A 15,047-nucleotide genomic window follows, 5' to 3' on the forward strand; every position below is an offset into this window, starting at 1 on the left:
GTCCGGATTCAAGGTCAGCCATACTGGGTTCAATACGAATAGATTGCGCCGAAGAAAACGCCCCGCGCGCGATTGTCGCCGGAGATACGCAAGCGATACTGCACGGACAGATCGACATACGAGCGCGGCGCATCGTACTTGCTGTCCCGCAACCAGTAACGCGTCGCAATACCGGCACCCGCACCTAGCGGAATGCTGTGATCGACGTTCGAGTCGTAATCCGCGCCGATCACGGCATACGGAAATACCGTCCATTTCGGACTGAAACGATCCATGCGGAAGGTTCGGCCCACTTCGATATTGGTTGTTGCGTAGACCGAGCCGGCGTTCAGGTATGTCCCGGTTTCCGCATAGACCTGCGCAGTCCACCACGACGGCACGTCCACCCGGCGCTCGATGCCGACGCCGCCCGAATACGCGAGGCGCGCGAGCCAGTCGGGCTTGACCTGGGATCCGATCGCAATGATCCGCTCGAACGCGACGATCGCGTCGATCTGCGCGAGCGGCTTGGCGCGCGCACCGACGGCCATCTGTGAGGTGCTGACTCCCGACGGAGCGCCGTTCTTCACGCCGAAGCTGTCGTAACCTCGCGCGTAGAGTTCGAACATACGGTCGTTGAAACTGCCGAACGGGCGCCAGTACGCTTCGACACCCGCCTGCCAGTTGTTCGATGTCCCCGGCGTCGCGGACGTCGCGTACCCGGGCTGCAGACCGGCGCCGCGATAGTTCAGTGACGCGTCGAAGCCCCAGTTGCGCGTGACGTCGGCGTGCGCACTGCGCATTTCGTTCAGTTGTATGGGGGTAGCATGCAACGAGTCGTCGCCCGGCTTTGCACTCGCGTCGATCGCACGCTCAAAATAGCTGGCAGCCTCACGGTTGCGGTGTGCGTTCAAGGCGGCGTAGCCTGCATCGGCCGTCGCACTGACGGGCATCATGCCCGCCTTGTCGGCCATGCTGAAACGCTGGTACGCGACGCGGTTGTTGCCAGCGCGCTGTGCGATGTAGGCGGCAGCCATATCGGGAATCGAGTCGAGCATGCCCATATCGACCATGCGCCGCGCCTCGAGCGTAGCAGCGCGCTCGTCGCCTGCCGTGCTTAGCGCATTGACCAGATCCACACGATGCTGCGGATCCTGCGGTGCATCCTCGACGGCTTCGCGCGCATAGCCGACGGCCGCCTTCGTGTCGCTTGCCGCGGCCGCCCTTGCGTATGACCGCGCTGCCTTGAAGCCCGCGTCGGCGGCATAGACGTCGCAGCTTGCGCCGAATTCATTTGCCACGCAGTCGATCACGGGTCGTCGCGCGGGATCGAGCGGTTCGCCAGACGTGGCCGCCGTGTCCGCATCGCCTGCCGACTTCTGCGCGACCGTCCGCGCCAGCAGCCGCCGCGCCTCGCCTCGGCGAAGCGCGATCGACGGATCGGTGTCGTCGCCTGCCGTTTTCAGCGGCGCGAGCAGGTCGAGGGCCCGTTGCGGTTCTCCGTCGGCGATCCACACGTCGGCGATAATGACGCGCGCAATGCGCCCGTTTCGCTGCGTGGCGTCGCGCACATTCAGTGCTTTCGCAAAGTCTGCATCGGCCTGTGCCGCTTTGCCTTGCGCGGCAAACGCATAGCCGCGCAGGACGAACGGCATGATTTCGGTGTCGTCCGCGGCGATCGCGACGCTGGCGGCGGCCTCCACCCCTGGGAGATCGTTTGAGACGAACAGCGCGTCCATCAGCTGGATACGATAGCCGACCAGCTCGGGCGCATAGGCGACAGTCTCGCGGGCGAGCGCCACGGCTTGCGCATAATCGCCCTTCCCGCGCGCGGTATACGACGCCTGCGACGACTTCGGCGCAAGACGGCTGCCGATGAAGCTGCGGCGCAGGCGCAACTCCTCGCGGTCTCCGAAACGCGTGACGGCTTCAAGATCGGCGTTCCATGCCACCTTGTCCTCGCCGGCAGCGCTCGCGGCATCGATAAGCAGCAGACGCAGGCGCAGCAGATCCGGACGAATCGCGATCGCTTCGCCGGCATATCTCACCGTCCCGCTGAAGTCTTTCGCGTTAAAGGCCTTGTACGCTTTTTGCGCCGCGATCAGCGCGTCGCCCGTCAGCGTGTCCGGGTCGTTCGGCTGCACGCGCGCCGCGCGCGCGACCGCGCGGGTCGATACGTTCAGCGCATCGATCTGCTTGCGGCGCGATACGAGCGAAGGATCGGCGCCGAGTTGCGCGATCGCGTCGCCAAGCGAGCGGCTTGCCTCCGCGTAGTTCCGTTGCGCCGCGAGCGCGTTGGCGAGCAGCAGCCGCAGCGAGACCGCGTCGGGGCGCTGGCGGATCGCTTCGTGCGCCCGCGCGGCCGCGATCTTGTAGTTCCCCTGGGAGTACGCTGCATAGGCATCCTGCGCGACCCGGTAGGCGGCGCCCGTCAATGGCAACGCGTTCTGATCGTTCGCCGCGCCCGGCACGTTGGCGGCCGTCTGCGCGTGCGCGGCGCAGCACATGCACAGCGTCGCGGCGAGTACAGCGGCTGCGATCTTGCGCAGCGCACGCTCGCCCTGATGTGCGCGGATCGTCGCGCACTCCGGCATGCGAATCGCGACAGCACGGCCGTCTACAAGTGAATCAATCATTCTGATGCCGCCAGTGCGTCCTGCAGACGGCGCTGTTGCTGGATGACTTCTTCGAGCGCGGCGCGCGAGATAACGTTGCGCGCAACCATGTAGTCGCCGATACGGCCATGCCGGTCGGGGCGGTAGTCCTGCATCGCTTCCTCGAAAGTTTCGCGCCGCATGTAGCCGCGCTCGATCAGCAGATCGCCGATCAGCGGCACGCTGCGCGCCGCGACGGGCTGGATAGCCGTCGCGTCGATCGCGACGCCTCGCAGCGCGCGAAGACCTGCGGCAATTTCGCCTTCGCGCACGATATGCTGGACCACGGGTCCATCGACCATCGCGCCGAGCGTCGCGAGCGCGGGTTCGGCGAGCGGGCTCGCCGTCAGTAGAACGGTTCGTGCACCCGACGGGTCGGACGCATCCACCTGCGGCAGCACGCGATGCCGCACGATCGCATCGAGCGGCAGACGCACGGCATCCGCCTGAAGGCGTTCCGGGTCCAGATGGCCGCGCGGCAGATCCGCCTGGAAGGCGATGGCTTCCGCGAGCGTCTCTTCGTCGAGCCACCCTCTCGCCATCAGCACACGGCCGAGCGGTGCCTCGCGCGCATGACTCTCGCCGAGCGCCTGTTCGAGCTTGTCGGGATCGATCGCCTGCCAGGACAGCAGCAGTTCACCCAGGCGCTGCCGGCGATTCTTGAATTGGTCCGCCGACGGAAAGTCGTGCATGGTCTTATCCCATGCGAGCCGCTTGCCCGTGATCAGATGCATGATGAACATCTTCCATGCACGTGCAACGGCCATGAAATTGATGAAGTTGCCTACCACCATGCGCGGCACGGACAACAGGCCATGCTCCCAGCCGTACAGGCGCATCGAGAAATAGATCCGCTGCACGATGCGCAGGGCAAGCGCGCACGCATTGCTCCACAAGAGGATCTGCGCCCATGACGAGTCGGAGAAAGGCGAGGCGATCAGTGGCGGCAGCCACCCGAACAGACCTGCAGCCGCAAACGCCAGAAACTGCAGCACGAGCAGATACGCGAAGAAGCCGACGAAGGTAGTCACCACGCCCTTGCGATCGCGCGCGAGCAGATAACGGTTGGCGAGCGAACCCGTCCAGCCCGTCTGCTTCCAGCCTTGCAAGCCGATACCGAGCGTCCAGCGCGCGCGCTGACGGTAAGCGGTGCGAAACGTATCCGGAAAGAACTCGCGCACGCACAGCGGCATCGTCACTGTAATGTCGCGTTCCTTGCCGAAGCCGAACCATGCTTTGCGACGCGTCGCAAACTGCACGGGAAAACGCGCGAAGATCGATCGCATGCCCATTCTGGCAAGGCGTGCGCCGACGTCGTAGTCCTCGGTGAGGCTTTCCGTGTTGAACGGCTGGTTATCGGTTTGCGCAATCAGCCCGAGCAGTGCGCGGCGCGAAAAGCAAGTGCCGACGCCCGCAGAAGGCACCGAACCCACCAGGCTCTCGCGCACCACGAGGTCTTTCGCGTGCCATTCGGCGAACTCGTCCATGTAGGTGCCCGCAACGAGTTCGAACCAGTTGCGTTCGAGCGACGCTACCGGCAACTGGATCATGTCCTTGCGCGGCAGCAGATAGTTGAAAAACTTGAGTTCGACCGGGTGCAGCACGTCCTCGCTGTCGTGCAGCACCACGCCCGCGAACTCGATGCCCGCTTCGCGCTCGTACGCGAAGATCGCCTGGATCACCCAGTTCAGACAGTCTGCCTTGCAGGTCGGACCATCGTGCGGGACTTCCACCCGGCGCAACTGCTTGTAGCGTCGGCGCATGCGCTCGACTTCGGCAATGGTCTGCGGGTCGTTCTGATACGTGCCGACAAACACCACATAGCTGCGATAGTCGAGCACCCGCACCATGTCCTCGATCATTGCCGCGACCACGTCGTACTCGTGCCATGCAGGCACCATGATCGCGATCGGCTGCTCTTCGCGCTGGTAAAGCTGAGCGGTTGTCAGCGGGCTGTAGGTGCGCTCCACCGTATAACGGCGATAGAGCGTTCGCACCCAGTACCAGAGGTCGATGAAGAGGTCGTCGATACTCGACAGCAAGATGAGGAACGCCACCGCCGCCGCGACGTATTCGAGTCCGTGGTAATAGTGGGCTACTGCGTAGCCTGCATACCATTTGATCAGATCGATGCTCACGACCCGTCCCGCGTCCGTCTGCGCGCAACGTTGGCGATCAGCAGCAAAACGATCAGCAGCCCGATCAGACCGGCAGGAATACCCCAGCTCACCCAGCTGTGCATGAACCATGGCCCCTGTATGGCGTCGGCTTTGGGCACTTCGCCCGGATTGCGCGTATCGAACTGACGCAGCGTGCCGCTGCCGTCGACGATCTCGACGTCGCCCCGCGACAGTTTCAATGAAGCGGGCAGGACCGCCGCCGTATCGCCGACCGTGCGATAGGCGATGCCCGGCACGCTGCCCGACCTGACCGCTTCGAGCACGCCGACGCGATCGAGGCCCGACACATCGACGAGCATCTTGCCGGATGCATCCGTGAGCGAAAGGCGGTCTTTCGACAGGCGCACGACGCTCTTTTCGTCCGCGAGCGGCACGTCGACCGCGAGGAAGGCGCGGCTGGGAGTGAATGCCGCGCCTGCGTTCGCGACGCTGAAGGCTGCACGCGTCGGCGCAATGCCGCTTGCGTTGGCAAGGCTCGCGACGCGCGCAAGCGCATTCGTCGCATCGCTCAGGTAGCCGGCCGGCACGACGACTTGCGCGCCTGAGGCAAAGCGCGCCACCATGCCTGTGAAGTCGTCGTCGAGCTTTGCTTCGGCGAGCGTGATATGGCTGCTCGGCAATATGGCGACGAGATGCTCCGGGAGACGGGGCCCATAGTCCTTTTCCGGCTGACGCTCGAACACCACGCGCAGCAGGTTGTTGGACGCGAGCGCGTAATGCGGCACGTGCGCGGTGATGCGCAGCGGCTTGCCATCCGCTGTCAGGAGCTGGGAGCCGATCAGCACGTCGTTGAAGTAGATGGATGCCGTTTGCGCCGTGTTTTTTACCGTTGGCGCAGCTGTCACGTCGAGCACCACGGATTCCGGCAGCTTGCCGTTGCTCGCCACCGCGCCCAGATCGAAGTTCGCGTCCCACGTGGCGCGGTCTCGCACGTCCAGCGCGCACGGCTGGCCGCCGAGCAGCGACAGTGCGACTTCGTCGCTGCGCGCGAGCGGGGCGTCATCGAGCTGATGCACGACGAGACGGCTCAACACGTCGATCGGACGCCACTCGCGTGCAAGTCCCGCCACGCCTTCGTTGTCGCCCAGCACGATCGCGGTCTGCCCAGCGAAATGCGCGAGACGCACCTCCCCCACCGCGAGCGGTTCGGTGATCGGCTCGATCGCGCGGATTCGCCACGCATCGAATGCATTAGCCGCAGTGGGCCCTGCGCTCGCGACCTGCTGACGCAGCGCGTCGAGCGAATGGCTGAGCGAGCTGCGCAACGTGTCGTCGGCGATGATCACATCCGGCGCGAATGCCGTGCGCGGCGTCAGTGCGATCAGCGCGCCCGCTTCGGCCTCGTCTGCCAGCTTGTGCGAACCGCCCGCTGCAAGCGCGGCGAATGCGGGGATCGCGCGTAGCGGTGCGGGCACGTCGATACCAGTCAGGTCGACGGTATCGCCCGCGACGGGCCATGCGCGGGTCGCGGGCGCGTGGCCATCACGTTGCAGCAGTGCTTCGAGACGCCATGCGGCATCGAAGGAAGTCGCCGTCACCGTACGCGCGCCCAGCATCACGACTGGGATGTGCGGCAACGCGCTCCACGCGGTGCGCAAATCACGGACGGAATCGGGATCGTAGCTGTACGTCAGGCGGGAAGTCGGTGCGATACGCCAGACGTTACCGATTGCCGTCTGATCGCTACTGGCCTTATCGCCTAGTACCGACGACCAGTCGAAACCCGCGCGAACGAATCCGCCCGGCCGCGCTGCGCCGTCCACCCCGATACTCGCCGAGGCGTCGCCCTGGTCCTGCGCCGGCGAGCGCGAGAGCACGGGCGATCCGTCCAGCGAAACCAGCATGGTTACGCGGCCGCCGTCGCCGCGCAAATAGCTTCCGGTGATCTGCAGGGTTGCATCGCTGAGAACCAGGCCCGCCGGCACGGGAAAATACAGTTCCTGGCGGCTCTCGGGCGCGTGCAGTACGATGGGATCGCGCACTCCCAGATCGGTGAGCGATACGGTGCGATTGACGAGCCGACCGCTGCCGAGCCGCGCAAAGCTGCCGGCGACGTCGCCGGAATGTTGCGCGTGAGCGGTTGTCGCCAGACACAGCAGCGCGACGGACCAGATCGGGCGAGGCCGCGTGAAAGCTCGCGCGAAGCGGTGCGGGGACGGATCGAAGCTCACTTTCTCATATCCTTTGATGTGCGCGCAACCAGATGGAGGGCAGCGCACCACTCAGCGACGGCAACGGGTGAAATCACGCATTGGTCTGCTCGCATTAACGGCAGTTCGGGAGCGCTTCTGAAGTCGATGACGTGACGAATGCGTGCAAGCGCAGCCCGCCACGACGTAACAGACTCCTGTGGACTACTGCGCGTCCACGGTGGGCTGAACGCGCTGCTCCTCGCTAGCTCGCGCGCCCGCGAATTCTTCGAAGGGGCATCCCGTGAGCGCCGCGACGATCCGCTGCGACGCATGACCATCGCCGTACGGGTTGATCCGATGCGCAAAGTCGTCCCGTTCTTGCGCGTTCCCGATGAGACCCATGACGGCCTGCACGATCGACTCGCGCTGCGTGCCGACGAGACGCACCGTGCCTGCCGCCACGGCCTCGGGGCGCTCGGTGACGTCGCGCATGACCAGCACCGGCTTGCCGAGCGCCGGAGCCTCTTCCTGCACGCCGCCCGAGTCCGTCAGGATGATCGACGCGCGCTGCATCAGGCGGACGAAGCTCAGGTAATCCTGCGGCTCCACCAGATGTATGTTGCGCAGCTTGCCGAGCGACTCCTGCACTGGACCGCGCACGTTCGGATTCAGATGAACGGGATAAACGATCTGGACAGCATTGGTTGTGGCCAGATCCGCAAGCGCCGCGCAAATGTTTGCGAAGCCTGGGCCAAAGCTCTCGCGCCGATGGCCGGTGACGAGCAGCATGGGCTCGCGCGCATCGACGGACGGCAAGCGTGCGTCGATTTCGGCACGCAACACCGGGTCGCTGTCCAGCCGCGCGGTGGAGAGGTTCAACGCGTCGATTACCGTATTGCCTGTCACCACGACACGGCCGTGAAGGTTTTCCTGCACCAGATTCGCCTTCGAACTGGGGGTCGGCGCAAACATCAGATCGCTCATCACGTCGACAACGCGGCGGTTCATTTCTTCCGGCCACGGCTGCATCAGATTGCCCGTGCGCAAACCGGCTTCGACGTGACCGACGGGAATGCGCCGATGAAACGCTGCGAGCGCCGCTGCCGACGCTGTCGTCGTGTCGCCATGCACGAGCACGCGGTCCGGGTTCACGCTCGCCAGTACGTCGTCGAGCGAGGCAATGAGACGCGACGCAAGTCCGTTGAGCGTCTGATTACCCGTCATCAGCGCGAGGTTGTAGTCGGGCGCGATTCCGAACAGATCGAGTACCTGATCGAGCATCTGCTGATGCTGACCGGTGACGCACACGACCGACACGACTTCCGGGTTTACCGCCAGCTGTTTTACCAGCGGCGCCATTTTTATGGCTTCCGGCCGTGTGCCGAAAATCGACAGAATTCTCGTTGGCATGTCGCGATGTATTTAAATCGTTTTAATAGAGCCAGTACGCCGTATTCGCTAAACCGCCCCACCTACCGACGCCACCGGCCGCGCGCCGTCATCCCAGCGCATTCGCGGTCAAGGAAGGATGTAACAAATGCCGAATGGTGCGCACCTCGCATATTGAACCAGGTGGACGTGTAAAAACCGAAGCGGATTCTAACGTGGTTTACACGGTATTTTCGAGAACATCTGCGTCAAAACGCTAATATCGCCGGTCAGGTTGACAGGTAAATATTGCGGATTTGCTCCCATTATCCGTAAGGGACGGCGATGCAAACGTTTTCTGCCAACTTCCTGCGAATGCCTGAGGCCCGGCTCTTACGTTGTGTGCGAGAGAACGTGTTGTAAATTCGCGATATATCTTCACGCCTGATTAACGCACCATTACCCATTTGCGGCACTGCTCGCCTATCCCGTCCAAAGCCTCGCTCGTATGATGACGGGCGCTTTTCTACGATCGGTGCTCCCAGTCGCCTCCACCACCCATATCTGATCTGGATTCCATATCGTATTGGACTCCTAACTGGTACAACGGACGATGAGCGAGGCACTTCGTATTGCCGCGCTGCGAACGATGATGTCCGCAGTCAGGACTGGCAATCGTCAGTCGCGAGGTACTGGCGTTTCGTACGCAGCTTCCTGACTACTCCAGGCGATCGATTCCTGAGGGATTCAAGCAGGCTCCCTGGCTCAGGACAGCCCAGTTTTCGTGCAGGGCGAAAATGAGGACCTGCTCGCGCTGGCAAGCAGTCAACAGGTAGCGGCGAGCGAACGCGCTGCAGTGGATGTTGTTTTCACAAGTCTGTATGGAACCGACAAAAGCATCGAGCTTGCGGTTGGAAGTAATCAGCAGGCGCCCAACGCGACGTCTTTTTCTTCGGCTGTCGAACGGAAAAAGCCCCCGCTACGGCGCCTCTTTCACGCCTCCTGGCTGGATGCGGCTACCGCAGTCCGTTGATCAGCCGATCCGCTTCGCATGCAATGCGCGCATCTGACGGGCAGCCCGGCGCTGGCCACCCGCACTTTTGCGTGCTGACACAAGCCGGCGCTCTCGTACCAACTTGTTGTTGACATATGTGCAGCCCCCGTCTATGCTGCGCAATGTATGAAGAAAGCTGTTCTTCATCGCTTTTTCTCCGCCGCCGCATACCGGCATTGACTCACCCCGTGCTACTTGCACGGTTTATTACCCGAAATATCGTGTACCGCCTGTCAGGGTGCACCGTCAAGGAATATCGCAAGACAAGGACCTCGTGTCTTTGCTGCCAGAGGGAAACGCATTGATGCGCCCCGCGTAAGGACATCGACAGTTGTTCCGGATGTCCACGGATCCGGCCGCTGCAGTCCGCCATGCACCGCTGGTGCTCTCCGAACTGCCTCATCAAATTGCACATCAAGCGAACGGATGTTTCCGCCATGCGGAACAGCCGCTTCTCCTTTCATGCCGTGTTCATACGGCATTCTGAAAGCCCCCCGACGCAGCAATGCGTCAGACATCGCCTGAACGGGCGCGCCTCGAGCCATTGAGCGCGCCCTCGCATTTCGCGTGGCGAAAAGTCTGCGGGCTGCCCAATCCCAAACTGGCGCGACTGCAACAATTCCTTCCTTTCCGAAGGACTCCATCTTAACGAGCCCCGCCTCCATGAATCCGTAAGCGCTGCGACCAGCACCGCCGCTCCTGCCCCAGGTGGCCTGCTGCACCAGCGCACTCCAGCTCCAGCAACTGACACGGGATCACTCCGTGCCGGGGCCATGTTTGTGCGGTCCTTCCGCTGTCGGGCATGCCTCGTTCCGGAAGGCTTTCATTCTTTCATTCAATTCAGGAGAGAACGTATGGGGCAGACTTCCCGTTTGCGGCACGGTTCACGGCAGTACTCGATGTTTCGGGGCGGATCCTATAAAACCAGGGACAACCGCCGACAGCTCACGCATGAACTATGGGGGTTTCCCATGCGGTTGGGTATCCGCGTTACCCACATTCGAGACACCCCCCTGTGGGTCATCAAACTTTACGTCCAGATGCGACTGTGCGAGGGGATGAAGGCTGCGCATGGAAGAAATATGACGACGGCCATACGCGTGCTTCTCGATGAAGCGGGTCGCGGACTTGTCAACACTGTCTGTTCCAACGATGCGCTCGGTGTGCCTCGCCGCGATCGCACGGGCACCCGTCGCGCGCTGTCACCCGAGGAATTTGCGCAGATGCGCGAACGTGCGCGGTGTGTCGATGAAGGGCTGGCGCACCATATCTCGATCATGTACTACCTCGGACCGCGTGCGATTGAAGCCCTGCGGTCCGCGGACACGCTCGCGGGCTGGCTCGCCCTGCTTCGGATGGGTGCGAACTCCCTTCCGTTTTCGCATGGTGCCAAAACCAACCGTTTCCGCAACATCGAAATCATCAGCAGCTTGCGCGATCAGACGATCCAGACAATTGAAGCGGCGCTTGCCTATTGCGAGGCGCACAGCGGCAGGCTGATCAATGGGATGGATAACGATCTTAGGACCAGTCGCAATCGCATGCGCACCGCGCTCCAGGCTGCCGGATTCAGCGGTGACACGGTGTCGCATTGTTGCCGGTATTCATATGCCGTGAACCTGGCGCTAGAGCTGCTCGATGCTGGGGTAAGCCCCGACGCCGTCATGGACCGCGTGTCGCGGGCCCTTGGTCACGGGGACCGGGCGCCGATGGTGCTAAACACATACCTGCGCGAGATCAAGGAGCGGTTCGCGTCGGTGACCATTCCGAGAGTCCCGTCTCGCAACCCGAATCGTGCAGGGCGCCGCAGAAACCTGCCCGGTCCGCAACGCACCATTCGCTCGAACCGGGTGATGCAGTTCAAATAGTAATCCTGACATATCGCCAAAAACATGGCGCCCGTTAACCAGTTTCATTGTGCATCAACATACGCTAAGGAATAGAAAATGAATGATATCCAGACCACTGGGGACGACGTAAGTCTCATGGAAACGACACGTCACGTGATTGGACGCGAAGGATGGGACGCAGACGCCGCGCGCGTGCTCGACCCGCCCTGGCAGATCTTCGCGCGCTTTGTGCTCGGACTCGGCGCACCGCCGGCGTCGGTGACCGACATCCCGGAGGAAACGCTGGAGGCCTTTTCCCGACATTGTGACCTCGAAGGCGCAGTCGCCTTCGAGGAAGCTCCTCTCGTATTGGGTGCCGTCCGCCTTATCCTGCTTCACTGCGGTTATGACCGGGAGGCGCTCGCGGCCCTGAGCGCTCCGCGTCGCCGCAAACGCGTGCAAAACAAGGACAACGCGTATCGCCATGAAGTCGCGCGACCGCGCGAAGTCCCCGGTAAGACGGGGACGCAGGCCGGCGGTGACAGCGACTCATCCGGGGAGGAATAGACACCTGATGCGATCCGCCGGGAAGCTACGCAGGGCTTGCATCGGGTCGCCCCGCGACAGCCCGGCACCGGATCTCTTCCGACGCAGGCATTGCTCGACTTTTTTACCAACCAACGAAGCTCATAAGGACTACACATGCATTCAATCACCATTATTGTGCGTACATCGGATGATCTCACGCAACGTAGCATGACGGACGTCGTGCACGGCTATCGTGGCGCCAGTATCAAACGGCACGCAACGGACATGAACGCGCAACCCGGGCTTGCGGAGCCGGCCGCCCGCCGTGACGAAATGGAAGCGTCATATTGCACGCTGATGGCATCGCCTCATGGGGGGCTGCTCGAAGTTTCGCCGCAGAACCGGCAGGATCTGGTGACGTTCCTGAATGAACGTAAAGACACACTTGTCGAGCTGGCCTGCGTCGTCGTGATCGTATCGCCGGATGAGGAGTCGCAGCGCAACGCCGTCACCCTCCTGGACGCAACTGTGCCCGACAGCCTTGGACCCGAGCAATTTCGCCTGCTGCTTGTCGACTGCCCGCAGGATACGCAACCCGAGTCCGCGTTCGGACAGGTTTACACGTATCTGGGCGATAAACAGCTCGACGGGCTGGTTGTGCCGGCGGTGGTCTGCGCCTCTCGTGCTTTCGAACAGGCGCAGGCACACAAGCTCTCGCTTGGCGCGCTGATTCATCGTGCCGTCGACATCGAAGGCGAGTTCGCAGCAGCGCGCACACAAGGTGCAAACGAAAAGAAGCTTCACACGCTGAGCCGTCGGCTGATGGCGGCACGCACTGTCGTTGCCGCTGCACGTGAGTTTGAGCGTGCCTACGATCTGCTTGGCCTGCCTCGCATTGGAAAAGACGAGTGGCTGCGCGAAGCTGGCGCATCGCCTCACCGCGCGGCCTCCCGCTGAACACGTCATGGCTTGCACCCTGTATCAGCTGCTACGCCGCAGATGCAACCGTCAGTGGCATCACGGCGCATGCGGCAGCGCACGGTGCAAGCCCGTCCGCGAGCCTGCCTGTGCAGCGAAACGATGCGCGTTGTTCCCGTGCATCCAGTCGACGGACCATGATGAAGACTGCAGTCTGGAGACCGCAAACGCACAGATGATCAGAAAGTCGCAAAGGCTGGTCGACGTCGGCGCAGATTGAACACCGATATCGATATATGTTCCGGGAAGCGTCGGATCATCGATGCGTACGGCGTCGGACCGGACGCTAAACACTGCGAATCGATCGTCACCCGAGAGTGAATCGATTCCACGCTGTTGCAGTAAGCAATGCGGCAACTGGCTGCATGTCCTTTATCAACTTTCGCGTGAAGGAACAACTCACGCTATTACAGGAGTCAGGTAAAGATGAGCTGGAAAACTCTCGACGAGTATCTGTTTGCAAAAATCGACAGGATCTTCAAACCGACAACGCCCCAACCGCGTCGAACAGTGATTTTCAAGGGATTGCTGCGCCAGGTATCCCCCGCGACATCCAGTCCCACGTGCAATGCGTATGCGTGAACGTCCTGGCATGCGGCGATCGTTGTGTGCAAGGTGGGCAAAGAAGTGCCGCGATACCCGCCGGAAAGTGTCCGTGCTACAGGTGCGCCTTAATCGGGTATGCTGATTAAACAACGATCTGGCAAGATTGTCTCTTGACAGCGATAGACCGTTGTGTGACGATACAACTATCGGTCCAGCAACGGTTTACCCGGCCTCCGCTGAGGCATAACGGGTGGGTTACACCGCTGTACCAATATAAAAGTGAAAATTCCGCGCCCGGCTCTACGGGGCACGGCTGCAATCAGGCAGTAGGTGTTTCCGAAATGCGTCCTGGCACCCTAAAGTCAGTCATCTGAGGTCTTCCGCGATCTCATGCCCGCTTGGATTCGCTACTGTAAGGGCGAATCTGCCAGGCGCGGCCGACCCAACTGACACGAGCCTTGAAGGCGCCGATCAAAATTCCATTGAGCAGATGCGCAGCGTTTTGATGCGCACTTCCAATACCTGCCGTTGACAGCAGGCTCAATAGTCCGACGCATAGCTTGATCGTCCGACGCAGCATGCGTCACACCCGATGGACGTGCGTCAAGCCCTTGAACACATCCTCGCCTTTCGTGCGGAGTCTCGGGCGATCAGATCTAGAGCCAGCGGTGCAGTAATGCCCTTGGCCAATCAGAAGAAACACATCCAGTCAATCCCACACCAGTCCGAAAGCACCGCGTGTTCTGCCGCTTCTGCCCCAAGCGGCCTGCAGCATCCGGTGCAACCCCGACGTAAGTAACTTGCACGGACCATCCTGTGCCAGGGGGCCATGTATTGTGAATCTTCCGCCGCAGCCGGCATGCGTTTCTCTCCCATAAGGCTTTCTGAAGTTCTAACTTACCCCCTGGCGCGGACAATCCTGTGCCAGGTCCCAAGCACTGCGAATCTTCCGCCGCATTGGGCAGCCCCTTCTCGTCGGAAGGATTTTCTGGAGATTGAACAGATGGAACAAAACAACGCGGAAGCCCGATGCGGCATCGTCGACACCGCCTGCACTAACGACGCTCCCCGGGCACCCTGTCGCGGTCGCACGGGCGCACGCCGTGCGCAGACGCAATCGGAGTTTGCCGAAACCCTCAGGCGGGCACGGGCTGTTGATCCGGGACTTGCGCACCTGCTGTGCCTCATGCGCCTGCTGGGACTGCGACCGATTGAAGCGCTGCGGTGCGTGCGCGAACTGGCTGACTGGCTTGTCCTGCTTCGGATCGGTGTGCAATACCTTCGGCTCCCACGCGGTGCGGGGGCGAGCCGCGCGCGCCGGATTGAGATTATCGGGCCGCTGCGTGAGGACACCATTCGCGCAATCGAAGCGGCACTGGAACATTGCGAGGCCCACGACGGCAAGCTGATCCCGGGCGCGGATCAGAAAACGCAGCGCAACCGGCTGCGCGCGATGCTGCAGTCTGCGCGGATCAGCGGCGAACTGAGCACGCTGTCGCTTCGCCATGCTTACGCGGTTTCGCTGGCAAATGCGCTGATGGAGGCGGGTGCAAGTCCCGAGCAAGCGCGGGAGCGTGTTTTCGCATCAGTCGGCCAAGGCCCGCGGGCCCATATGTTCCTCGACACTTACCTGCGGGAGATTGGCGAGCGGTCCTATGAAGCCCCGCAGGCGCCGGGCGCGGCAGGCACCGGCCTGGTCCGCGAGGAACCATTCGATTGGGGCGTGATTGTGTTCACACGGTAATACGTGAAATGTCCACCCGGCAGGCGCTGGCCCGCCGGGTGGGGAACCGTGCAAG

Annotated in this window: 9 protein-coding genes; 5 read left to right on the forward strand and 4 right to left on the reverse strand. The window is 62.3% G+C overall.

Annotation, left to right across the window (positions count from 1 at the left end; all coding sequences use genetic code 11):
• Window positions 1-29 precede the first annotated feature (29 nt).
• The 4 genes from VSR68_RS36955 to wecB all read right to left on the reverse strand — a co-directional run bounded on the left by VSR68_RS36955 (window position 30) and on the right by wecB (window position 8,355).
• Window positions 30-2,615 (reverse strand): bacteriophage N4 adsorption protein A, encoded by a 2,586-nt coding sequence (locus VSR68_RS36955; protein WP_342944474.1) that lies wholly within the window; start codon window positions 2,613-2,615, stop codon window positions 30-32.
• A complete protein-coding gene (locus VSR68_RS36960) occupies window positions 2,612-4,771 on the reverse strand; it encodes a glycosyl transferase family protein (RefSeq protein WP_342944475.1) in 2,160 nt (719 codons plus the stop codon). The genes VSR68_RS36955 and VSR68_RS36960 overlap by 4 nt, the downstream gene beginning before the upstream one ends.
• Window positions 4,768-6,984 (reverse strand): cellulose synthase, encoded by a 2,217-nt coding sequence (locus VSR68_RS36965; protein ID WP_342944476.1) that lies wholly within the window; start codon window positions 6,982-6,984, stop codon window positions 4,768-4,770. The genes VSR68_RS36960 and VSR68_RS36965 overlap by 4 nt, the downstream gene beginning before the upstream one ends.
• Window positions 6,985-7,167: 183 nt before the next feature.
• The gene (wecB, locus tag VSR68_RS36970) at window positions 7,168-8,355 is read right to left on the reverse strand and encodes a non-hydrolyzing UDP-N-acetylglucosamine 2-epimerase (protein ID WP_342944477.1); all 1,188 of its coding nucleotides are present in this window, start codon (window positions 8,353-8,355) and stop codon (window positions 7,168-7,170) included.
• A 742-nt stretch (window positions 8,356-9,097) separates the two neighbouring features.
• On the opposite strand from wecB, the gene VSR68_RS36975 reads away from it, so the two are divergent.
• The 5 genes from VSR68_RS36975 (at window position 9,098) to VSR68_RS36995 (ending at window position 14,992) form a co-directional block, all read left to right on the forward strand.
• A complete protein-coding gene (locus VSR68_RS36975; RefSeq protein ID WP_342944478.1) occupies window positions 9,098-9,346 on the forward strand; it encodes a hypothetical protein in 249 nt (82 codons plus the stop codon).
• A gap of 875 nt (window positions 9,347-10,221) precedes the next feature.
• Window positions 10,222-11,235, forward strand: coding sequence for an integrase domain-containing protein (locus VSR68_RS36980; protein ID WP_342944479.1), 1,014 nt, complete (start codon window positions 10,222-10,224; stop codon window positions 11,233-11,235).
• Window positions 11,236-11,313: 78 nt separating this feature from the next.
• Entirely contained in the window at window positions 11,314-11,763 is a 450-nt protein-coding gene (locus tag VSR68_RS36985; protein WP_342944480.1) for a hypothetical protein, read from the forward strand.
• Between the two features lie 135 nt (window positions 11,764-11,898).
• On the forward strand, window positions 11,899-12,681 hold the full coding sequence (locus VSR68_RS36990) for a hypothetical protein (protein WP_342944481.1): 783 nt from the start codon (window positions 11,899-11,901) through the stop codon (window positions 12,679-12,681).
• 1,570 nt (window positions 12,682-14,251) lie between these two features.
• Window positions 14,252-14,992 (forward strand): integrase domain-containing protein, encoded by a 741-nt coding sequence (locus VSR68_RS36995; protein ID WP_342944482.1) that lies wholly within the window; start codon window positions 14,252-14,254, stop codon window positions 14,990-14,992.
• The last annotated feature ends 55 nt before the right edge of the window (window positions 14,993-15,047 follow it).

The organism is Paraburkholderia phymatum, assembly GCF_038900715.1.
GTDB lineage: Bacteria > Pseudomonadota > Gammaproteobacteria > Burkholderiales > Burkholderiaceae > Paraburkholderia > Paraburkholderia phymatum_A.